Annotated in this window: 19 protein-coding genes and 1 riboswitch; all 19 genes read left to right on the top strand. The window is 55.9% G+C overall.

Annotation, left to right across the window (positions count from 1 at the left end):
• The first annotated feature begins 488 nt into the window (after positions 1-488).
• The 19 genes from WBG83_RS21270 (at position 489) to WBG83_RS22675 (ending at position 21,648) form a co-directional block, all read left to right on the top strand.
• Positions 489-2,591: a methyl-accepting chemotaxis protein gene (locus tag WBG83_RS21270; RefSeq protein ID WP_336747376.1), complete on the top strand. Its 2,103-nt coding sequence runs from the start codon at positions 489-491 to the stop codon at positions 2,589-2,591.
• A gap of 198 nt (positions 2,592-2,789) precedes the next feature.
• A riboswitch (cobalamin riboswitch) is annotated at positions 2,790-3,012 on the top strand.
• A gap of 714 nt (positions 3,013-3,726) precedes the next feature.
• Positions 3,727-5,436, top strand: a complete 1,710-nt coding sequence (cobJ, locus tag WBG83_RS21265; RefSeq protein ID WP_336747375.1) for a precorrin-3B C(17)-methyltransferase — start codon at positions 3,727-3,729, stop codon at positions 5,434-5,436.
• A 236-nt stretch (positions 5,437-5,672) separates the two neighbouring features.
• Positions 5,673-6,779 carry a sirohydrochlorin chelatase gene (locus WBG83_RS21260; protein WP_336747374.1) on the top strand — a complete coding sequence of 369 codons (1,107 nt, stop codon included), beginning with the start codon at positions 5,673-5,675 and terminating at the stop codon, positions 6,777-6,779.
• On the top strand, positions 6,779-7,564 hold the full coding sequence (gene cobK / locus WBG83_RS21255; RefSeq protein WP_336747373.1) for a precorrin-6A reductase: 786 nt from the start codon (positions 6,779-6,781) through the stop codon (positions 7,562-7,564). The genes WBG83_RS21260 and cobK overlap by 1 nt, the downstream gene beginning before the upstream one ends.
• A 236-nt stretch (positions 7,565-7,800) precedes the next feature.
• The gene (locus tag WBG83_RS21250) at positions 7,801-8,490 is read left to right on the top strand and encodes a precorrin-8X methylmutase (RefSeq protein ID WP_336747379.1); all 690 of its coding nucleotides are present in this window, start codon (positions 7,801-7,803) and stop codon (positions 8,488-8,490) included.
• A gap of 252 nt (positions 8,491-8,742) precedes the next feature.
• A complete protein-coding gene (locus WBG83_RS21245; protein ID WP_442955866.1) occupies positions 8,743-9,858 on the top strand; it encodes a cobalt-precorrin-5B (C(1))-methyltransferase in 1,116 nt (371 codons plus the stop codon).
• Complete coding sequence (gene cbiE, locus WBG83_RS21240) at positions 9,845-11,089, top strand: precorrin-6y C5,15-methyltransferase (decarboxylating) subunit CbiE (protein ID WP_336747371.1); 1,245 nt, start codon at positions 9,845-9,847, stop codon at positions 11,087-11,089. The genes WBG83_RS21245 and cbiE overlap by 14 nt, the downstream gene beginning before the upstream one ends.
• Before the next feature lie 31 nt (positions 11,090-11,120).
• Positions 11,121-11,876 (top strand): precorrin-2 C(20)-methyltransferase, encoded by a 756-nt coding sequence (gene cobI / locus WBG83_RS21235; RefSeq protein WP_336747378.1) that lies wholly within the window; start codon positions 11,121-11,123, stop codon positions 11,874-11,876.
• A complete protein-coding gene (gene cobM / locus WBG83_RS21230) occupies positions 11,873-12,649 on the top strand; it encodes a precorrin-4 C(11)-methyltransferase (protein WP_336747370.1) in 777 nt (258 codons plus the stop codon). The genes cobI and cobM overlap by 4 nt, the downstream gene beginning before the upstream one ends.
• Entirely contained in the window at positions 12,650-13,777 is a 1,128-nt protein-coding gene (locus WBG83_RS21225; RefSeq protein WP_336747369.1) for a cobalt-precorrin 5A hydrolase, read from the top strand.
• A gap of 287 nt (positions 13,778-14,064) precedes the next feature.
• The gene (locus WBG83_RS21220) at positions 14,065-15,513 is read left to right on the top strand and encodes a cobyrinate a,c-diamide synthase (protein ID WP_442955864.1); all 1,449 of its coding nucleotides are present in this window, start codon (positions 14,065-14,067) and stop codon (positions 15,511-15,513) included.
• A 244-nt stretch (positions 15,514-15,757) separates the two neighbouring features.
• Entirely contained in the window at positions 15,758-15,934 is a 177-nt protein-coding gene (locus tag WBG83_RS21210; protein ID WP_336747366.1) for a hypothetical protein, read from the top strand.
• A 226-nt stretch (positions 15,935-16,160) separates the two neighbouring features.
• Positions 16,161-16,964 (top strand): hypothetical protein, encoded by an 804-nt coding sequence (locus tag WBG83_RS21205; protein WP_336747365.1) that lies wholly within the window; start codon positions 16,161-16,163, stop codon positions 16,962-16,964.
• 146 nt (positions 16,965-17,110) lie between these two features.
• The gene (locus WBG83_RS21200; protein WP_336747364.1) at positions 17,111-19,417 is read left to right on the top strand and encodes a bifunctional diguanylate cyclase/phosphodiesterase; all 2,307 of its coding nucleotides are present in this window, start codon (positions 17,111-17,113) and stop codon (positions 19,415-19,417) included.
• A gap of 373 nt (positions 19,418-19,790) precedes the next feature.
• Positions 19,791-19,943: a hypothetical protein gene (locus WBG83_RS21195; protein ID WP_336747363.1), complete on the top strand. Its 153-nt coding sequence runs from the start codon at positions 19,791-19,793 to the stop codon at positions 19,941-19,943.
• Positions 19,943-20,311: an S-layer homology domain-containing protein gene (locus tag WBG83_RS21190; RefSeq protein WP_336747377.1), complete on the top strand. Its 369-nt coding sequence runs from the start codon at positions 19,943-19,945 to the stop codon at positions 20,309-20,311. The genes WBG83_RS21195 and WBG83_RS21190 overlap by 1 nt, the downstream gene beginning before the upstream one ends.
• Before the next feature lie 159 nt (positions 20,312-20,470).
• Entirely contained in the window at positions 20,471-20,938 is a 468-nt protein-coding gene (locus tag WBG83_RS21185) for a GNAT family N-acetyltransferase (protein WP_336747362.1), read from the top strand.
• A 216-nt stretch (positions 20,939-21,154) separates the two neighbouring features.
• Entirely contained in the window at positions 21,155-21,205 is a 51-nt protein-coding gene (locus tag WBG83_RS22680) for a tail fiber protein (protein ID WP_442955865.1), read from the top strand.
• A gap of 299 nt (positions 21,206-21,504) precedes the next feature.
• Complete coding sequence (locus tag WBG83_RS22675; RefSeq protein WP_442955863.1) at positions 21,505-21,648, top strand: hypothetical protein; 144 nt, start codon at positions 21,505-21,507, stop codon at positions 21,646-21,648.
• Positions 21,649-22,141 lie beyond the last annotated feature (493 nt).

Genomic DNA, 22,141 nt, shown 5'->3' with positions numbered 1-22,141 from the left:
CAATTCGCCCGCCCCTTGAGTAAAGAGGAGAAGCGCGTGTTGGCCAGTCTCGGTTTGGATGAATCGGTTTACCTCGGCTAACTGAATCGACTTGCCTCAGCGATGGTGTTGCTTCTGAAGCCATCGTTACACCCGTTTAACGGCTTGCTGACCCCCAAAAAAGCCATTCGCTACCACATGATCAGGGTGCGGAATGTGAGTTTGAACGTCCTGGGGATTTGTTGATGAGGCCATAGCTGTTTTTTCTGCCGAATGGCCATGGTTCCCGTATGCTGGTAACTGATGACTGCGGTTTGCAGCAGGAACCATCAGCGTCATGGAGGCAGTAGCCGCGCCGCGTCCGGCTCCCTTTTTGGAGTGCTTGGGCCGGGACGTGAAAGGTTCGTTGTGCATGTTAAAAAAATAACAAAATGGTGTAGAAAATTCGTAGGATAACATCGAATTATGTCGAATAGTAGGAGAGGGAGAAATAATAAGGGGGTATTCCCATGTGGAAATATCGTAAAGCCGGCATTGCGGTAAAATTAATTACCGTCCTTAGTGTATTGATGATCTTTGCATTCGGCAGCATTGTCACCATGAATCAACAGGCCCAGTATGCCAGCAGTTTGAAGCAAAGCGAAATCAACGCAAGACTGGAAATCGGTGAAACGGCGGATAGGATGCAGACGAAATTTAATCGTGTGTTTGCTATGCTGGATACGTTCGGGATTACACTGATGCAGATGCGCGACAGAGGTAATCCGGATCGAGAGCACGTGGTAGACTTGCTGAAACGACTGCTTGCCGACAATACAGAGGTTTTGGGCGTATATACTTCATGGGAGCCCGATGCGTTCGATAAAAAGGATCGTGCCTTTGTCAACCGTACGGTCCATGATGATGGTACGGGAAGATTTATTCCCTATGTGGCTCGTCTAGGAGGAGAGGTTGTTGTAGAGCCTCTTAAGGACTACGAGTCCAGCGACTACTATACCATGCCGAGAAAAACGAAAAAGCCGGAGCTGATAGAGCCATATATGTATCAGGTGGGCAGCAAGGAAATGGCGATCACGTCCCTGGTTGTGCCCCTGCTTGATCCGAGCGGACAGTTTCTGGGGATTGTCGGGGCGGATATCGCGCTGGATACCCTGCAGGAGCATATTCAAGCTGATGTGCGCTCCTACGGGGGGTACGGTTCAATTATTTCCTCCGCAGGGACCTATATTGCCAACGGGGCGCACCCGGACAAACGAATGAAGCCTTACAGCGATACGAATGACAAGGAAGCGCTGTGGCAGCAAGCATTACAGGGGACCACCGTGCTCCAGACCAAGGATGATGACGGACAAACTGATGTCATGCGGATTTACATGCCGATGAAGGTACAGGACATTCAGCAAACCTGGCATGTTGAGGCTGTTATGCCAATGTCACACATTTTGGCTGATTACTATGAACAACTGTATCGTTCCTTGTGGCTTGTTTCGGGCTTCATTGTGGTCATGATTCTGGTTGTGATTTACACCATCCGGCGGATGGTGCTGATCAGCATCAAAGCCGTCATTCAATTGTCACAAGGGATGGCGGACGGGGATTTTACCCAAACGCTGAAGGTATCGTCCCGCGATGAGTTCGGCCAGATGGCCGCCGATTTTAATGAAATGGTTAATAAAGTGCGGGCGCTGTTGAGAACGGTCGGCGATCTTGCCATGTCGGTGGGTGCGACCTCTCAGCAGCTATCGGCAAGCGCAGAGCAAACCAGCAGTGCGGCGGAGCTGATTGCTTCTTCTATAGAAGAGGTAGCGACGGGGGCGGAAGCGCAGCAGCATGACGCTGAGCAGCTTGTACGGGTCATGACGGAAATGGCGGTCGGGATTCAGCGAATTTCGGAAGCGTCGTATCTGATTTCCGAATCGTCCCAGGATGTTACGGCCAAGACGGTTCAAGGCAATCAAATGATTCAACAGGCGGGTGAACAGATGGGGGCCGTACAGGTCTCGGTAAGCCAGTCCGCCGCAGTGGTGCACAAGCTGGGAGAGCGATCTCAGGATATTGCCCGAATCGTTACTGTCATTAGCGATATTAGCAATCAGACCAATCTGCTCGCGCTGAATGCGGCAATCGAAGCAGCCCGCGCAGGCGAGCAGGGCCGCGGCTTTGCGGTGGTTGCAGGCGAAGTCCGCAAGCTGGCGGAACAGACCACCCGGGCGGCGGAGCAAATCGGCACAATGCTTGCAGAAATTGTGGCTGAGACGAAGCTGGCGGTGGATGCCATGAATGAAGGCACTATCGTGGTAGAGCGGGGCAGCCGGATCATGGCGGACAGCGGCAGTCTGTTCCAGGCCATCACGGGTGAAATGGAGCAGGTCAGCCGTCAAATTGAAGACATGTCGGCAGCCGCAGAGGAGATGTCGGCAAGCTCCGATCAGGTGACAGCGACAGTGGAGCAAATGGCCCGTGTCGCCTCGGAGGCTTCCGCCAATTCCCAGCATGTAGCGGCCTCCTCCGAAGAACAAATGGCGACCATGAAGGAGATATCGGCTTCGGCCGAAGCGCTGGCCGGTATGGTTCAGGAGCTGCTGACACTGATGGGCCGGTTCAAAATATAGCCGCTTGTTGTTGACGGACAGGCTTCATACGCTGAATGCATGCGGTCGACCGACCGCCGTCATGCAGCGAAACACCGCGCGCTGGGAGCTGCGCGCGGTGCGGAAAGCCTTTTGCAAGGGGCCTATCTAGAAATATATCAAATGGGTGTGCAGCGTAGACAAAGCGGTAGTAAGGGTGTATGATGGCAGGTAGACAACTGTATACTCGAGGAGATAGGTGCTGTTCCGGAAGCTCAGGCTTCCGCTCGGCTTAATAGGGAAGTCCGGTGCAAATCCGGTACGGACCCGCCACTGTGAGAAGCGTCAGGCTGCATTGATTTGCTGCCGGCACATCCGCCGATGTTAGCCCACTGGGACAACCCGGGAAGGGATTGGCGATGCGGCTTCAAGTCAGGAAACCTGCCTATTTCAACAACACCGCCAGACCTACGGGGGATTTGGGGAGGTGTTAGGAGCGGCTTCGTCGGCCATGGTATGCAGCTTTGCTGCAGCGCCCTGCGCTAACTTGTGGTTTTCGTTCCCGGCAGCGGCAGAGCTTGGGTTGTGTCTTGCCGGATTTCCGTTTCATGCAGGTGCCGACCGCACGCTGGATGCAAGCGTATCGCCACAACGACCAATAAGCATTTCTAACACCTTTGTTAGAAGTGCTTTTTTTCATTTATAAAAAAAACCATCTCTCGTCCGCTCGTCCTGCCGTGCTGCCGATTCCCATTCGGCTTGTACACCGCCGCCGTTTATCCGGGAAAATGGGCAGCTCGGGGATTGCGAACGGTTTTTGAGAAGCCGGACGACGGGGCAAGCGAGTCGCCAGGCGGTTCTTGACCGGGGATGCCGAGGCATAGGCTAGTCTTAGAGAAAAGGAAGCCTGAAGGCGGGGATACAAGCGGCGGAGCTTCGGGGGATGAGCGTATTGGCTGAAGGGATTTTACAGCGGAACCATTCTTTATCCTGATGAGGGCAATCGGGCTGGAGCTGCAGGCGGCCTCATCGCTGCCCGAGCCATCCGGCTGGATTGGAAGCCCCGTTTGACCGGGAGCTGCTGCTTGTTCACTACACCTCTAAATGATATAGATGAAGTTGATTTGGCTTTTTTGCACAGCAAACAAAGGGAGAAGAGAAACGGAGGGACTCACAAATGGCGGGAAAACTGCTTGTCGTCGGATTCGGTCCAGGAAGCTTCGAGCACATGACAGAACGGGCCCGGACGGCGATTTCAGAAAGCGATGTGGTCATCGGGTACAGTACGTATGTTGATTTGGTACGGGATTTAATCGGGGAAAAAGCAGTGGTGCGTACAGGTATGACCGAAGAGGTCAGCCGGGCTCAGGAGGCGGTACGGCAGGCTGAAGCGGGCAAAACAGTGGCCGTCATTTCCAGCGGCGATTCCGGCGTATACGGTATGGCCGGACTTGTGTATGAGGTGCTTGTGGAGCAGGGCTGGCGGCGCGAAGGCGGCGTGGAGGTGGAGATTGTCCCCGGCATTTCGGCGATTAATTCCACGGCTTCCTTGCTAGGGGCTCCGGTGATGCACGATGCATGTACAATCAGCCTCAGCGACCATCTGACGCCGTGGACGTTAATTGCCAAGCGTGTCGAGGCCGCGGCTGCGGCCGATTTCGTCATCGCGCTGTACAATCCGCGCAGCGGGCGGAGGACAAGGCAAATTGTAGAGACGCAGCGCATTTTGCTGCAGTACCGGCACCCGGATACCCCGGTCGGTATTGTCAAAAGCGCCTACCGTGACCGGGAAGATATTACAATAACTACGCTGGCTAACATGCTGGATCATGATATCGGCATGCTGACGACAGTGCTTATCGGGAATTCGTCTACTTTTGTTTATGACGGCCTGATGATTACGCCGCGCGGCTATCAGCGCAAATACACGCTGGGGGCCGAGGTTCAGCCGCTGCGGCCGCATGAGCGTCTCCGCAGCGAGGCCGAGCCATGGGCGCTCGCGCAGTCTGAGGCGCAGCCGTGGAGCGGAGCGGGGCAAGCGCCGAGCGGCGGTGCGGCAGGAGCTGCCGTGGCTGTCGCGCCGGCTCCCTCCGTACCAGAGCAGGTGCTCCCTGATGCGGTATCACTGGCTATGGAGGCCCTGTATTGTGTGCAGCGGAGCAGGGGAGAAGCCTCCGAGATGGACCTGTTCATGGCGGGAATTCCAGGAGCGGTTACGGCTGCGAGAGAGCCGGAACCGGCCCCTTTGTTTGAGCTGGCGGTGAGCCCGGGGCTTGCCATCAAGCGGTTTACCGCGGTGCAGATGATGTCGCTGGCCGAGCTGGTCGGAGAAGAAGGCGAAATGGAGTATACGCCCCATCATCAGCTGCTTCTGCGCATTCCCACCTGGGAGCCGGAGCGGGTTACGGCGCGCTTGAGAGCGGAAGGCTTCCTGCTCTCTCCCATTGGAGATGTCGTTACGATGAAGGCATGCGATTTTTGCAATCTGGAAAAGGCCGAATCCGTTCCGTACGCCGAGCGGCTGCAGGAACATATCGGCGGCCTGAAGGTGCCGAAGGAGCTAAAAATCGGATTTAACGGGTGCGGCATGGCATGCTACAATGCGGTGAATGAGGACATCGGCATCGTATTCAGACGGCAGAAATTTGACTTGTTCCTTGGGGGCAAGACGGTGGGCCGCAACGCCCATGCCGCACAACCTGTAGCTGAAGGTGTGGAGCCGGAAGACTTGGTCGCTACGGTTGAACGCATCGTGAAGCAGTATGCTCAGCAGGGCCACCCGAACGAACGGTTCCATAAATATTTTGCACGGGTCAAAACTCTGGAGGGCTACACGCATCAAGAGGTGCCTGTTTTTAAAATCGAGAATGCCATCTGCGGCGACTAAAGTTGATGCTTTCATCCCCCTCTATTCGGGGGCGGTTAAGGGTGTAAGCTATTCATAGGAATGATTTAATAGTGAATAGGAGCCTATGGAATCATTGCATCCACACCATAGGCGGAGCATTCCAGCTAGCAGCGGATACGGGTTCATAAAAAGTGTAAAAGCGTTTGAATGATGGATATTCAGTCCGGCGGCTGAACATGGTATCGTTTTGTCGCCGGGCGAGGGGAGAGGATTAAATGGACGCGGTTTTGTTTGTTGGTCACGGCAGCCGGGATGCCGAAGGCAATGAGGAGGTACGGGCATTTGTCCGTGCGGTGGCGGCCGGGCTGAGCCAGCCGATTGTGGAGACATGCTTTCTTGAATTTGAAGCGCCCTCGATGCGTCAGGGGCTTGACCGCTGTGTTGAGCGGGGAGCAACCCGGGTAGGGGTTGTGCCCATTACGCTGTTTGCTGCGGGTCATGCCAAGCTGCATATTCCGGCGGCGATTGATGACGCCCGGCTGCGGCACCCGCAGGTAGCTTTCCAGTACGGACGCCCGATAGGGGTACATACGGAGGTATTGGATATTTTGGAAGCCCGGCTTCTGGAAGCGGGTGTGAATCTTCACGGAGCGGATGAGGAATCGCAGCAAGCGCTGCGCGAGACTGCCGTGCTGGTCGTCGGGCGGGGCAGCAGTGATGCGGATGCCAACAGCGAATTGTTCAAGATCTCCCGGCTGCTGTGGGAGCGGCTGAAGCTGCCTCTTGTTGAGACAGCCTTCATCGGCGTGACGGCGCCTCTGCTTGATCAGGGAGTGGATCGCTGTTTGCGGCTTGGGGCGCGCCGGGTCGTAATTTTGCCTTATTTCCTGTTTACTGGCGTGCTGATTCGTCGTATGGAGGATTTAATCGCCCAGTACAAAGAGCAATATTCACAACATGAGTTTCATCTAGCAGGCTATTTCGGGTTTCATCCCAAGCTGCAAACCATTTTGCGCGAACGGGCGGATGAAGCGCTGCAGGGTGCGGTGAAGATGAACTGTGATATGTGCCAATATCGTTTGGCAGCAGCACATGATCACCATCACGACCACGACCACGATCATCACCATCATGATCACGATCACCATCACGACCATGATCACCATCACCACGATCATGAGCACAATCATGACGAGCATGATCGGCATAATCATTCTCACGACCACGATCATCACCATCATGATCACGATCACCATCACGACCATGATCATCACCACCACAATCATGAGCACAATCATGACGATCACGACCAGCATGAACGTCCAAAAGCCGATGCGGAGTCAGCCTTGACCGGTTCCCCTGCGAAAAGGAGAGAGTGCTAATGAGCGACCGCGCGATTTTGCAGCTGGCCGGGACGAGCGATGCCCGGGCGCTGGCGCTTGAGCTGAAGCAGGCAGGCTGGGAACCGCTTTGCACCGTCGTGACGGAAAGTGCGGCGCACAGTCTGGAGGAGGCCGGGCTGAACCATCAGATCGGCCGTATGACCGCGGAGCAAATGGCGGAACTGGTGAGAAGCAAGGGGCTGAAGGCAATTGTCGACGCCAGCCATCCCTTTGCGGAAGAGGCCTCGCGTAACGCGATTGCGGCGGCTGAAGCCGCCGGAGTGCCCTATGTGCGGTATGAACGGGACAGCTTGTCCTTTGAAGCGAATCCGCTGGTTACCTTTGTCGATGACTATGAGCAGGCTGCGGAGCTGGCGGCAGGCAAGGGCGGGGTCATCATGCTGACTACGGGCAGCAAAACGCTGCAAATTTTTACGGAACGGCTGCTTGGGCTTCCTGATACTACCTTAATCGCCCGTATGCTCCCGCGCCGGGACAACATGGAGAAGTGTGAGCAGCTTGGTGTGCCCCAAAAGCATATCGTGGCGATGCAGGGGCCGTTCTCGGCCGAACTGAACACGGCTTTGTACCGGCAATACGGTGTCACGCTGATGATTACGAAGGAAAGCGGACAGGTCGGGGCCGTTGATGAGAAGGTGACAACAGCCCTTGCACTGGGAATTGAGACGATTATTATTGGCCGGCCACAGGTGGCATACGGCACCGTGTGCAACGATTTCGGGAGTGTGCAGCAATCGTTGACGGCAGCCTTGTCCGGAGCCTGAACACCATAGCGGCAGGAAAGCGATACTGATATAGTTATAGGGACGGTTGTCTTGACGGCGAGCTTGTGCAAGCGCGCAGACAGGTTCCGATGCTCGAAGGTAAGTAGGCTGCATTTAAGCAGCAGCTGCAGGTTTTTTGGAAGAAACGGGACAGAAAGAAGAGGAATCAGGGAAAAAGCCCGCTTACCGGGATATCCCCGGTTCAGCCAATATAATAGGAGGTGCGCGTTATGAGTATGGAGTTTCATACCGAGTTTAAACCGTTGACTGTACAGCCGCAGGAAATCGAGGAGCACAGCTTCGCCATGATTACGGAGGAGCTGGGAGAGCATCCGTTTACTGAGGAGCAATACCCCGTTGTACAGCGGGTTATTCATGCGTCGGCGGATTTTGAGCTGGGGCGCAGCCTGCAGTTTCATCCGGATGCGATTCGCGCCGGCATTAAGGCGATTCGCAGCGGTCAGCCTGTCATAGCGGACGTTCAGATGGTTCAGGTCGGAATTAGCAAGCCGCGCTTGGCGAAGTTCGGCGGGGATGTGCGCGTCTATATTTCCGATCCCGATGTAATGGAGGAAGCAAAGCAGCTGAATACGACGCGGGCCATTATTTCTATTCGGAAGGCGATTAAAGAAACCGAAGGCGGCATTTACGCCATTGGGAATGCGCCGACTGCCCTGCTGGAGCTGATCCGTCTGGTTAAAGAAGGGGCAGCGCGTCCAGGCCTTGTGATCGGTGTGCCCGTTGGCTTTGTATCGGCGGCGGAGTCCAAGGAAGAGCTGGCCAAGCTCGATATTCCGTTTATTACGAACCTGGGCCGCAAGGGGGGCAGTCCTGTCGCAGTAGCAACGGTGAATGCCTTGTCTCTGATGGCTGAGCGTGAGGCGCAGGCGGAAGCGGAAGCGGCGGCTAAGGCTTCGCAGGCGTAGAGGCGCTGTCTGGCGATGGACGACCTTACTGTACCACAAGCGGGAGCAGCGTCACGGGCGGATCATGAAACGGGCAAGGCAGAGGGGCAGCCATTAAAGCAAACGGCTGCTTCTCATGAGGGAGAACGAGCCGCAGATCAGTCGGATACGGGTGCGGCTGGCAAGGTCCAAGCAGGCGGTCCGCCGGCGGAGGCGGCCCCCAAAGCGAAATCCCGCAGCAAAGCGGAGGGAACGGAGCCGGAAGGAAAGCCGATGCGGCATGGCTATACCACAGGATCTAACGCAACCGCAGCGGCCAAGGCTGCCTTGATCGCGCTTATTGAACAGGAGCCGCAGACGGAAGCTACCATTGTTCTGCCGATTGGGGAGCGTGTGACGTTTTCCATTATCCGGTGCGAATACGATCAGAACCGCGCGGAGGCCGAGGTCATTAAGGACGGGGGCGACGATCCGGACGCCACGCATGGCGCGCGCATTATTACGGAAGTGAGCTGGTCGGAAGTACCGGGCATTGCTATCGACGGGGGAATCGGCGTAGGGCGGGTGACCAAGCCCGGATTGCCGGTGCCGGTCGGTGAGGCCGCGATTAACCCGGTTCCGCGAAAAATGCTGCGCACGGTTGCCCGCGAGGTACTGGACGAATACGGCATCGAACGCGGCGTTCGGCTGGTTGTCTCCGTCCCGGACGGAGAAACGATTGCGCTCAAAACCTTGAACGGCCGTCTCGGCATCGTTGGCGGTATTTCCATTCTCGGCACGCGGGGGACCGTTGTTCCGTTTTCCACTGCCGCCTACAAGGCCAGCGTGGCTCAGGCGATTCGTGTGGCGGTGCAGTGCGGCTGCCGCCATCTGGTCCTGTCGACGGGAGGACGAACGGAGAAATTCGGTATGGACATGTATCCGGAGCTGCCGGAAGAAGCGTTTATCGAGATGGGCGATTTCGTCGGCTTCGCCTTGACGCAGTGCAAGCGGCAGGGCGTAGAGAAGGTGACCATGGTAGGCATGATGGGCAAGTTCTCCAAGGTGGCTCAGGGCGTCATGATGGTGCATTCCAAAAGCGCCCCGATTGATTTCGGTTTTTTGGCCCGGGTTGCGGAGGAAGCGGGAGCTTCCCGGGAGACGCTGCAGCACATTGGCGAAGCGACAACGGCGGCTTATGTCGGCGATTTGATGCAGGAGCAAGGGCTGGGCGGTTTCTTTGAAGCCTTGTGCCGCTATTGCAACGAAGCTGCACTTCAGGAAACGAAGGGCGGCATGGACATTGAAACGGTGATCATTGCCATGAAGGGCGCACTGCTCGGGCAGGCACTGCTTGCAGACAGGACGGCTGCGGCAGCAAACAAGGGGGACGGACATGAACACGGTTAAAATTATCGGTATCGGCGACGACGGAGCGGCAGGGCTGCTGCCTCAGTACCGCGCCTGGATTGCCGAGAGCGACGTGCTGGCAGGCGGCGAGCGCCAGCTTTCCTTTTTTGCCGATGCCGGGAAGGAAACAGTGGTGCTGCAGGGCGGCTTGCGGGCCGCGGTCGAGCAGCTTCAGGCTCTTCACAGCCAAGGGCGCCGGATCGTTGTGCTGGCTTCCGGCGATCCGCTTTTTTACGGAATCGGCGGCTATTTGGCTTCCCGGCTGGAGGCGGAGATTTACCCGTTTCCGAGCTCAATCCAGCTGGCCTTCGCCAAGCTGGGGCGGGCCTGGCAGGATGCCTATGTGGCCAGTGTGCACGGTCGGAGTATCAAGGGACTGGCGCAGCGTATCGACGGGCGTGAGACGGTGGCCCTGTTGACCGACGAGACGAACAGTCCCGGCGCGGTGGCGGACTATTTGCTGTCCTTCGGCATGAAGGAATACCGGGCGTTCGTCGGTGAGCATCTCGGCGGGCGGGAAGAGCAGTGCGGCTGGTTCGAGCTGGAGGAGCTGCGGGAACGCGAATTTGCTCCGCTGAACGTATTGGTGCTTGTGCGCAAGCCGGATGCCGTTGTACCGAGCTGGACGCTTGGGATTCCGGATGAGGCCTTCGCCCAGCGCAAGCCGGATAAGGGGCTCATTACGAAGAAAGAGGTTCGGGTGCTTAGCCTCGCTCAGATGAACCTCAAGAACGACAGCACGGTTTGGGATATCGGCACATGTACCGGGTCGGTTGCCATTGAAGCAGGCCGGATTGCCCGGGAGGGTGCCGTATTTGCCATTGAGAAAAATGAAGGCGATTTGCAAAATTGCCATGACAATATGCGCCGGTTCCGGGTGGATTTGACGACAGCCCACGGCCGGGCGCCGGAGGGACTGGAGGCGTTCCAGGACCCGGATGCCGTGTTTATCGGCGGCAGCGGCGGCGAGCTGAAGGAGCTGCTGAAGGTGTGCTGCGGGCGTCTGAAGCCGGGCGGGACCATCGTGTTTAATGCAGCGACGCTGGAGAATCTGTATGAAGCGTGCCGTGCCTTCGGCGAGCTTGATTTTACCACGGAGGTGCAGATGGTCCAGGTGTCGCGGAGCAAGCCGATTTTGAACCTGACGCGCTTTGAGGCGCTGAATCCGATTTTTATTATTACGGCCCGGCGCAGTGAACCGGCTTCCAAGGAGGATACGCAGCATGAATAGCATACGAGAACACGGCACGTCTTTGGCCCAGATGCCGGACGCCGGAGCTGCCGGCGCCGGGGACGCTGGGACGCCTGTGCGCCCGGGGGTATTGTACGGGGTCGGTATCGGCCCGGGTGACCCGGAGCTGATTACGGTTAAAGCGTTCCGTATTTTGAAGCAATCGCCGGTCATCGCATATCCGCGCAAACGGATGGGAGCGCAGAGCTATGCGCTGACTATTATTGAAATGTATGTAAATCCTCGTGAAAAAGAGATGCTCGGACTGACGTTCCCGATGACCCGGGATCGCGAAGCGCTCAGCACGCAGTGGAATCAGACGGTGGATACAGTATGGGCCCGGCTGCGCGAAGGACAGGACGTAGCGTTCGTCACGGAGGGCGACCCGATGATGTACAGCACCTTTATTCACCTGATGCGCTTGATGCGGGAGCAGCATCCGGAGGTGGAGGCGCGGGTGATACCGGGGATTTCCTCCATGCTGGCTGCAGCTTCCCGGCTGGGACAGCCGCTGGCGGACGGCGATGAGCAAATCGCCATCGTTCCGGCCGTCGATGACGCAGCCGTGCTGCGCAAAGCGCTGACGGAGCATGACTGTGTCGTATTTATTAAAGTGGCCAAGGTGATCGACACGGTTCTTGGCGTGCTGGAGGAGCTGGGGCTGACGGAGAAGGCGGCGGTCTTGACCAAGGTCAGCTCCTCGGAAGAACAGGTATGGCTTGATGTGCGGGAGCTTGCCGGACGGGGCCTCGAATATTTGACATTGATGGTGGTGAGAACGCGATGAAGGTCACAATTATTGGCGCAGGACCGGGCGATCCGGATTTGATTACAGTCAAGGGGCTTCGGGCTCTCCAGGAAGCGGATGTCGTTATGTATACCGATTCGCTCGTGAATGACGAGCTGATTGCCCGGGCCAAGCCGGGGGCGACGATTCACAAAAGCGCCGGCATGGCGCTGGATGAAATGGTCGGCATTATGATTGAAGCGGTTCGGGAGGGGAAATCCGTAGCACGGGTACATACGGGCGATCCGTCTATGTACGGGGCAATTTTGGAGCAAATTGCGCTGCTTAAAAAAGCTGGTATCGGCTACGAAATTATTCCCGGCGTGAGCTCTGTGTTTGCCGCTGCTGCCGCATTAGGTGCCGAATTGACCGTTCCTGAGCTGACGCAGACGGTGATTTTGACCCGGGTCGAGGGACGTACGCCGATGCCGGAGCGGGAGCAGCTGCGGGATTTGGCCGCGCATCACAGTACGCTAGCATTATATCTCAGCGCGACGCTGGTGAAGAAGGTCGTGAACGAGCTGCTGGAAGCCGGATGGAGCGAGAATACACCGGTTGGGGTCGTGCAGCGGGCATCCTGGCCGGATGAAATTCGGGTCCGGACTACGCTGGCTAGGCTGGAGGAGGACATGAAAGCTCACGGGATCCGCTCTCATGCTATGATTTTGGCGGGCTGGGCGCTGGATCCGGCTCTGCATGACAGCGACGGCCACCGATCCAAGCTGTACGATAAAACCTTTACACACCGCTTCCGCAGAGGGGTGAAGGAATAAATGGCGGTCATTCAGCTGCAGGAAGGCGTGCTTCCTCAGGTTACCCCCTCCGGGAACATTGCAGTGCTGGCGATTACGAAGCACGGCGTACAAACTGCACGTAAGCTGCATGAATTGTTTCCGGCGTTTGATATTTATTATATGAACAAATTCGCCCAAGGCGATGAAGAAGAGCGGGGCTTCCAGTTGTTCGAAGGCAGTGTGCGTATGCTGTACCCGGCCTTATTCCCGGCATACCAAGGAATCATTTCGATTATATCCCTCGGAGCGGTGGTACGGATGATCGCTCCTTTGCTCATTGATAAAAAGGTCGATCCGGCCGTCGTCGTCATCGATGACAAGGCGGAACACGTCATCAGCGTGTTGTCCGGCCACTTGGGCGGGGCCAATGAGCTGACACGGGAGGTAGCGGCGGCGCTGGAGGCGCGCGCCGTGATTACGACGGCCTCGGATGTGCAAAAGACGATTGCGGTTGACCTGTTCGGCCGCCGATTCGGCTGGGTATGGGATTCGGCGGACAAGCTGACCCCGGTGAGCGCCTCCGTCGTAAACGAGGAGCCGGTGGCCGTGGTTCAGGAGTCCGGCGAGCCGGGCTGGTGGCCGGAGGATACGCTGCTGCCGGCCAATATCCGGGTCTATGCGGATATTGCGGAGGCGCTTGCGGCCAAACCGCATGGCGCGCTTGTTGTCTCTCACCGGCTGCTGCAACCGGAGGAGCAGGTGATTTTAGCCAACGGTGTGCTGTATCGTCCCAAGGTTATCGTGCTCGGAATCGGCTGCAACCGGGGCACGGCGCGGGAGGAGATTGAAGCCGTCGTGAAGGAAACGCTGCAGGAGCTCCAGTTTTCCCTGCTGAGCGTAAAGGCAATCTGCACCATTGATTTGAAAAAGGACGAGGCCGGCTTGCTGGAGCTGTGCGAGCAGTATAAATGGCCGCTTGTTTGTTATACGCCGGCGGAGCTGAATGAAATGCCAATCGAAGCGCCGTCCGAAACGGTCTTCAAGTTCACCGGGGCTTACGGGGTAAGCGAGCCCGCGGTAAAGCGGTATATCGGGCATCCTGAGCTGGCGCTGGTGAAGAAGAAGAGCGGCAATGTGACGATCTCGGTCGGCGTGCTGAAGCACTAGCGCAGCGTCTACTGAAATTGTAAGGCGAAGAGGCAGTCTCATGCCTGCCGCCAAGGCTGATCAACAAGTGCATGGAAAAACAAGACGGAGCACGGGACAGGGTGGGACAGTGAAACGGCCGCCTTTGCAGACGGATTTACAATACATCCAAGGCTTGAAATGTAAAAAATCCGGCTTCAACAGCGAGCGGAGTTCTATTCCTTCGCAGACCGTTTTTCCCGCATTCAAAGGATGGGTTAAAGACGGAAATCCAACATGAATCGCGGCGCTCCAATAGAAAGGAAGGAATGCGAATGGCAAAGCGGCGGCTGATTATTGCCGGGACCGGCAGCGGGGTGGGCAAAACGACGGTCACACTTGGCGTGATGGCAGCCCTGCGGGCGAGAGGCTTAACCGTGCAGGGCTTTAAGTGCGGCCCGGATTATATCGATCCGACCTACCATACGGCGGTGACGGGCCGTCATTCCCGCAATTTGGACAGCTGGATGACGAATGCGGAAGCTGTCCGGGAAATTTACAGCCGTGCGGCGGCGGACGCGGATATTGCGGTTATTGAAGGTGTCATGGGATTCTATGACGGCAAGGATCCGCTCAGCAATACGGGCAGCGCAGCGGAAATTAGCCTGCTGCTGGATAGTCCGGTGCTGCTGGTCGTCAACTGCCAGAGCATGGCCCGCAGTGCGGCAGCGATTGTGAAGGGCTTCCAGGCACTGGAGCCCCGGGCGCGTATTGCCGGTGTATTCGCGAACAAAGTCGGAAGTGAAGGGCATTACAACATCGTCCGGGCCGCCATCGAGCAGGAATGCGGTGTGCCGGTCGTCGGCTATATGACCCGTGATGAGGCGGTTGCTATCCCTGAACGGCATCTCGGGCTGGTTCCTTCTGTGGAGCGTGGCGAGCTGGATGGGCTATTCAGCAGGCTTGGCGAGCTGATTGGGGCCAAAACCGATTTGGACCGGCTGCTGGCGATTGCGGAAGCGCCGCCTGTGGCAGCAGCTCCGCGATTGTTTGCAGGAGGCTTTGAACCGGATACGACCGGGGGTCAGGGGCATTCTGCAGCGACAGCGGAAGCGTCCTGCGGGCGTCCGGTAATTGCTGTTGCCAGGGATGCGGCGTTTCATTTTTATTACCCGGAAAACTTGGAGCTGCTGGAAGCGTCCGGGGCCCGATTGCAATACTTCTCCCCGCTTGCCGGAGAGACCGTGCCCGACGAAGCGTCCGGCTTGTATTTGGGCGGCGGCTTTCCGGAGGAATTCGCCGCTGTGCTGACCGGGCAATCTGCAGTCCTTGAATCGGTCCGAAGCGCGATTGAGCGGGGCCTGCCGACCCTGGCGGAGTGCGGCGGATTTATGTTTTTGACCGGTGCGATTGTGACCACTGACGGTACGCGCTACTCGATGGCCGGGCTGCTGCCCGGCGAGGTCCGGATGCAGAAGAAGCTGGCGGCGCTCGGCTACCGCGAGGTTCAGGGGCAGCCGGGCAACTTCCTGCTTGGCTCCGGGCTCCGCGCCCGAGGGCATGAATTTCACTACTCCACCTATCATGGAACGGAGGATCGTTCCCCGCTTGAGCCGGCCTACCATACGACAGGCCTGCGGGGCAGCAAGCCGGAGGGGATGCTGGCTTACCGGCTGGTTGCCGGCTATACGCATTTGTATTTTCCATCTGATCCGGAACTGGCCGCCCGCTGGGTAGAGGCTTGTCGCGAGTTCAAGGCAGGCGATACTTCCGGTTAACACCGTTTAGTGTACAAGCCGCGGAATTTGCCGCAACATAGGAAAAGAATCCTGTTATTTGGGATTCAAATCAAGCCGGGTCACTGGATGAGTGCGGCGCTGGCTGCGGCTCCGTTTAATCCGCTGGCTGCCGTTCCAGGCGCAATCTCAAGTGTGTGGCACAACACTTCGGGCCCCGTTCTGGCCCGCCTCGTTTGCCAAAAGAGAAAACAGCCGCTCTTAAACAAGGAGTAGTCGCGGGCTGATGATGAACTCCGCAGTTGAACTGCACAATCACGCACTTGCACTGCACAATCATACGTTTCCAAGCAAGCCGCCAAAGCCGCAATTTTGTGGGATGGCGGCTTGTTTTAGTACGCCCGGCGTGGGCGTCATCTCTATTGATGTCGGACCGGCTGAACAAGGAAAACGCGCCGATTAGACGGCAGCCCGCAGCCCGCAGACAACCGCCATGGAGCAGGACAAGACCCTCGTTTCAAAATAGCAACCCAGCAGCCGGTCAAGTAGCTGTAACGGGCTTTTCAGGGGATGTTCAGCTGATTTTAAGCCTCTCTTCAGTTCAAATTAAAGTCTCATTAAGGTCTATTGCTTACGATTGGTCATGACAGACGATTAGTAAATTATAGCAATGGGAGTGGGAAAATAAAATGAATATAAAAACAACGATTGGCAGCATCGTCATTGCAGCAGCAATACTGAGCGGCTGTGGGGCGCAGCAGGATGCAGCCTCCACTGATTCATCCGGCACAAATGCAGCGGCAAGCACGCCGGCGGCAGGGCAGGGGTCCCAAGGTCAAGTCCAAAGCGGCGCAAGAATGCAAATGAACGAGAATCAACTGCTGCTGATGACAACCTTCCGGTCCCTGATTATGATGGATAAGGCGGAAGGGCTAGCCATAACGAAGGATCAGGCCACGGCTATGCTGCCGATTGTACAGGAAGCGATAACCAAAAATGAATTGAGCGCGGAACAAAAAACGACGCTGCTTAAAAGCTTAACCGCCGAGCAGAACAAATACCTGGAGGAGAATGCGGCACAGATGCAGCAGGGGCAGCGAGGCGGTCAAGCAGGCCAAGGCGGTCAAGCAGGCCAAGGCGGTCAAGCAGGTCAAGGCGGTCAAGCGGGCCAAGGCGGACCAGGAGGTCAAGGCGGTCAAGCAGGCCAAGGCGGCCAAGCAGGGCAAGGCGGACCAGGAGGTCAAGGCGGTCAAGCAGGCCAAGGCGGCCAAGCAGGGCAAGGCGGACCAGGAGGTCAAGGCGGTCAAGCAGGCCAAGGCGGCCAAGCAGGGCAAGGCGGACCAGGAGGTCAAGGCGGTCAAGCAGGCCAGGGGGGACCAGGCGGCCAAGGCGGTCAAGCAGGCCAAGGCGGCGGCCGTGGCGGTATGAACATGAATGCAGGCAGCGAGCTGCTGCAATTGCTTCAAACGAAAACGGGCGAAACCAAAGCATAACTCAATATAGCGGATACTTCATGAAAGCCGGAACAGCAGACGATTGTTCCGGCTTTCAATATTTCGCGAAAGCCGAAGTCCCCGTGATAGAGGAAAATGGCTTTAATTGTCGAATCCTCTCTAGTAAGTGATGCGGGGTGACGGAGATGAAAAAAACGCTGTTCACAGTTCTTGTGGCGGTCGTGCTGATTTCCTACTTGATATGGGTGTTTATCGGCCGCCACGAGCAGGTGCTCATCAATCAGGTTTATGACTCTACGGAGGCGGAGCTGTCCTCCCAGGTCTCAGCGTTATCCTTAGCGATAAACCGAAAGGTGTCGCTTCTGCAGGGCTTCACCTCTTTTGTCGGCACTGAAGGTGATAATTTGCAGGAAGCGCGGTTTAATGCGTTTCTCGATGACTTGCTTAAATCATCGCGGGGGATTCTGAATACCGCGGTGTATTCGCAAGGCGTAGTCACGTTTGTTTATCCGAGAGAGGGCAATGAAAGTGTGTTAGGTTACCGCGTGCTTGAGGATACCGACCCGCAAATCCGGGCTGCGGTGCTTCGCACACTGGCAAGCGGGATGGTTTCCATCAGCGGGCCGCAGCAGCTTATTCAGGGCGGAACAGGTCTGGTCGCCCGGCAGGCCATTCTCCGTGAAGGCCATGAGCCGCTGCTTGTGGGCATGGTTCTCGATCTCGGACAGCTGTACACGGACGCCGATTTTTTTAATGATCGGGGAGCCGTTATTGCACTGCGCAAAATGGGCGGAGAGGTTTTCTACGGAAGTCCCGATTTGTTTGAGGGGCGGCATATTGAGCTGCACTTGCAATTGCCCGACGGAAGCTGGGAGGCTGCAGCCAAACCGCGAGATGACGATCTGCAAACGGTCAAAAACAGTATGTGGCTGCTGCGTGCAGTCAGTTACTCGCTGCTGCTGTTGATTGCATATTCCGTATGTCGTTTAATCGGAGTCAAGCGCAGGCTTCAGCAGGAGGTATGCTTGCGGACAACGGATTTGCAGAAGGCCAATGAAGAGATTTCGCAGGCCTACAAGCAGCTCTCAAACGCAGAAGGGGAGCTTCGACAGCAGTACGGGCTGCTGGAGCAGCGCTCCGATGCGCTGCAGGAATCTGAGCAGAAGCTGTTTCACCTCGCTTACTCAGACGGCTTGACGGGAATCGCAAACCGGGCCAAGCTGCAGCGTCATCTGGAAGAAGCCGTAGAGAAGCGGAAACAATACGATGGCGCAGTGGATACGGCACTGGTGTTGTTTGATTTGGATAGCTTCAAAACGGTCAACGATTCGTTTGGGCACTTGGTCGGAGATGAGCTGCTGAAAAGCATTGCCCGGCGCATCGAGGAAAGTGAAATTTCGTATCACCTGTTTGCCAGGATGGGCGGGGATGAATTCGTTATTCTCCTTCAGGCCGTGGGCGGAGTTGAAATGGTGAAGCCGGAAGTGGAGAAGCTGTTGAGCTTGTTTCAAGCTCCAGTTTGGCTGGACGGCTTCGAATTTTACGTCACACCCAGCATCGGGGTAGTCCTGTTCTCCGAAGGGGAGGAGCGGGCGGATCTGCTTCTGAAAAATGCCGATATTGCCATGTACAAGGCCAAGGCGGAAGGAGGAAACCGCTACCGCTTCTATGAAGCTTCCATGGCGGTAAATTCAGTGGAGAAGCTGAAGCTTGCCAGCGGGCTGCGGCATGCTCTGGAGCGGAATGAATTTGAACTGTTTTACCAGCCGCAGGTGGATAGCCTGACTGGCACGATTGTCGGCATTGAGGCGCTGATACGCTGGCGGCATCCGGAGCGCGGGCTTGTGCCGCCGGGGGAGTTCATTCCCATCGCGGAGGAGACCGGGCTGATTGTGCCGATGACAGAATGGGTCATCCGGGAAGCGTGCGGGCGCAATAAAGCATGGCAGGATGCGGGCTTTCCCAAAATAAAGGTAGCCGTCAATCTGCCGGCGTCGTTATTTTATCAGCCGCAGGTGGAGGAGCTGCTGCTTGGAATATTGTCCGAAACCGGATTGGAACCGCAATGGCTGGATTTGGAAATTACCGAGACAGTGCTGGTGAAGGATGAATATTTGGGTATCCTGATGAGTCTGCTTCAGCACGGTATGAGCATCTCGATTGATGATTTCGGCACACACTATTCGGCGTTAAGCTATTTGAAGCGGTTTCCGATAAGTAAAATTAAAATCGACAAATCCTTCATTGACGGCATTCACAGGGACGATAAAGACGAGGCCATTATCTCGGCGATGATTCTCGTCTCCCGTCAGCTGCAGCTGGATGTAGTGGCGGAGGGGGTAGAGACTGCCGAGCAGGTACGGTTCCTGCAGGAAATCGGCTGCTCTCACATTCAGGGCTATCATTATTACCGGCCGATGCCGACCAAAGAGCTGGAGCGAATTTTTCAGGCCCAAACCGTACAGGTAATGAACAAGCAGCGCTTGGAATAGGACATAGACCGTGGTAAAAATAAGGCGGCAGCCCTTCCTGGGACTGCCTTTTTTGCTGCATCTTCTAAACCGGTGATAGGGCTCATTCCCTGCTCATTAGGAAAACGGTGTGAGTTTAGGTCAGCCCAGATAAAAAAATCGAGTGTTTAGCTTTCATCGTTGGTTTGATTTCCAGAAGAGATAGCGGCCGTCCATATTGTTATGAATTGTCATCGTAGAGAATGCGTTATCATTCACCTTTTATAACATTGATTAACTTTCTGATGTCATGTACTTTGATGAATGAACGGGGCAACTTCGCTTCATAATAAACCATTTCTCCTCCTATATAGAAGTTTCCGATATCGTTATTCGGAGGGAGGAGACGATGGGGATGAAATGGAAATGGGTATGGTTCAGTTCAGTGCTGTATGTGCTGCTGGCTATCCAATTGCTGCCGATTCGGGCGTATGCGGCACCCGATATGGTGCTGAATCCATACAGGATGCCGCAAGCATTGCGGGGCAATCGAGCTTTACTGATGTGATGCAGACCGATTGGTATGCCGGTCCGATTGCCGCTGCAGTGCAGTATGGTCTTCTGGGCGGATATGAAGACGGCAGTGTTCGTCCCAATCAGGCCATTACACGGGAAGAAGCGATGGTCTTGCTGCTCCGGGCGATGAAGGTAATGAATATGGACACCAGTCTTGCAGCAGGTGAGCTGCAGCCGCTTCTGGAAGCTTTCCCGGACAGCGATAGTCTCCAAGGCTGGTCGCAGACGGCGGCGGGAATCAGCATCAAGTATGGGCTTATGGATGGGATGCACGGGGAAATCGTGCCGGATAAGCCGATGACTCGGGGGCAACTGGCTGCAGTTATTGTAAGACTGCTGGAGGCCGGTGGACGGATGTAATCATGATAATCCGTGTCGTCGTTATGGCGGCACGGACTTTTTCGGAATTATAATAATATTATGAATATTTAATTGACGAGGTAAATATTAGGATGTTATATATGAGATGTTTGGGTTTTGTTGAATGATGTTAAAGAACGTAAAAGGGCGAGTGAAAGCATGAATTTAGACTGGATCGAAGCTGGGCCTGAGCATCCTTTGCTGTTCCGGCTTTATACAACGGGAAGACAGCAGGAGGTTGAACATTGGGGGTGGGATGAAGCGCAGCTTCAGACATTTTTGCAGATGCAGTACCGTTTTCAGCAGCAATCGTATGCGATGCAGTATCCAGGCTCCCGGTTATATATTATTCAGCTGGACGGGCAGGATGCCGGCAAAGTGCATGTTGCCCAGACGGATGAGGAATGGGTGCTGGTTGATATTGCGGTCCTGCCGGAGCAGCGCGGATCGGGCATAGGTTCCCGGATTATCCGCCGTATTCAGGAGCAGGCCGCGGAGCAGGGAAAGCCGGTTCGGCTTACGGTTGCGGCCGGTAATCCGGCGGCACGGCTGTATGAGAGGCTGGAATTTAAGCTGGATTCGTATAACGAGCTGCATGCAGTGATGCGATGGTATCCGAAACAATAAGAAGGAGGCGAGCTTGGCTCAAGGGGACTGGAGCACGAGCGGGAAGAAGAGTGCAGCGGCCGCTTTTCGGACTAAGGCGCACAATCCGACCGGCGTTCATTGAAACCGGCTGGGATCGCGATTGGCGCTTGATTCGACTTCATTAGCCAGCACTTCGTTCTCACATGTTTAAAAAGGTGGTCAGGAGCATTGGATTCATATGCAGGTGAAATTCGGATGTTTGCAGGCAGCTTCGCACCCAAGGGCTGGGCGCTTTGTAACGGTTAGTTACTTCCAATTTCTCAAAACACAACTCTATATATTCCATTCTGGGTATTACTTATGGAGGAGATGGGAAAACCACGTTTGCTTTGCCCGACCTGCGCGGTAAAGCACCGATTCATCAAGGACAGGGCCCCGGTTTAACTAAACGCACTCTCGGGGAAACGGCAGGGACGGAGCATGTAACATTGTTGTCTTCGGAAATACCGAATCATAACCATACCGTTGCTTCTGTGTCTATCCCCGGTGTGACTTCTCCAGGCGGGTCGATTTGGGCCAATACAGCAGGCAGAGGAACACCGAACATGTATAATACACAGCCGAATACGCAGATGAATCCGGCGGCTGTGGGATTAACCGGCGGAAGTCATTCGCATAACAATATGCAGCCTTATGTTGGGGTATCCTATATTATTAGTTTGTACGGCGTATTCCCTCTTCATCAGTAAAGGTATACCCCCTGCTTTGCGCAAGCGGCAGCTCTTGTTGCCGGGTGTAACACTAGAGGCGCTTCGTGCAGATCCCGGCACGCGGTGTTTGGGCGCAGGACCGCTGTCAATCAGCTGCAGGGGCGGCCATTCCGCAGGGGGAAGCCGTATGTATAACTATCAAGGTCTGGCCTTCATATAGCAAAAGAAGAAGCTTCCGTTTCCATCTCGACGATGGTTGCGGAAGCTTCTTGTTATGAATCCGGGATTTGTCTCTAATGAAGCAAACCATGGTAGAATGGTTCCTGCGGGTCCCGAGTCCCTATCCTGCCGGTCTCAAAAGAGCCGTTCTACATGGCGAGAACCTTGTCCACGGTATTCAACAGGGTTGTCGCTTCAATCGGTTTAACCAAATATGATTTGGCGCCCTGCTTGATCTCACATTCCGCACCCTGAGGATAAGCCAGCGAGTGGAATGTTGCAGTGAAAAAATAAGCTCAACGAGCTGTAGCGA

The sequence above is a fragment of the Paenibacillus sp. y28 genome, from assembly GCF_037137075.1.
GTDB lineage: Bacteria > Bacillota > Bacilli > Paenibacillales > NBRC-103111 > JBBBNV01.
The sequence above is the reverse complement of the archived record's forward strand: the minus strand, read 5'-3'. Positions and strand labels throughout refer to the sequence as shown.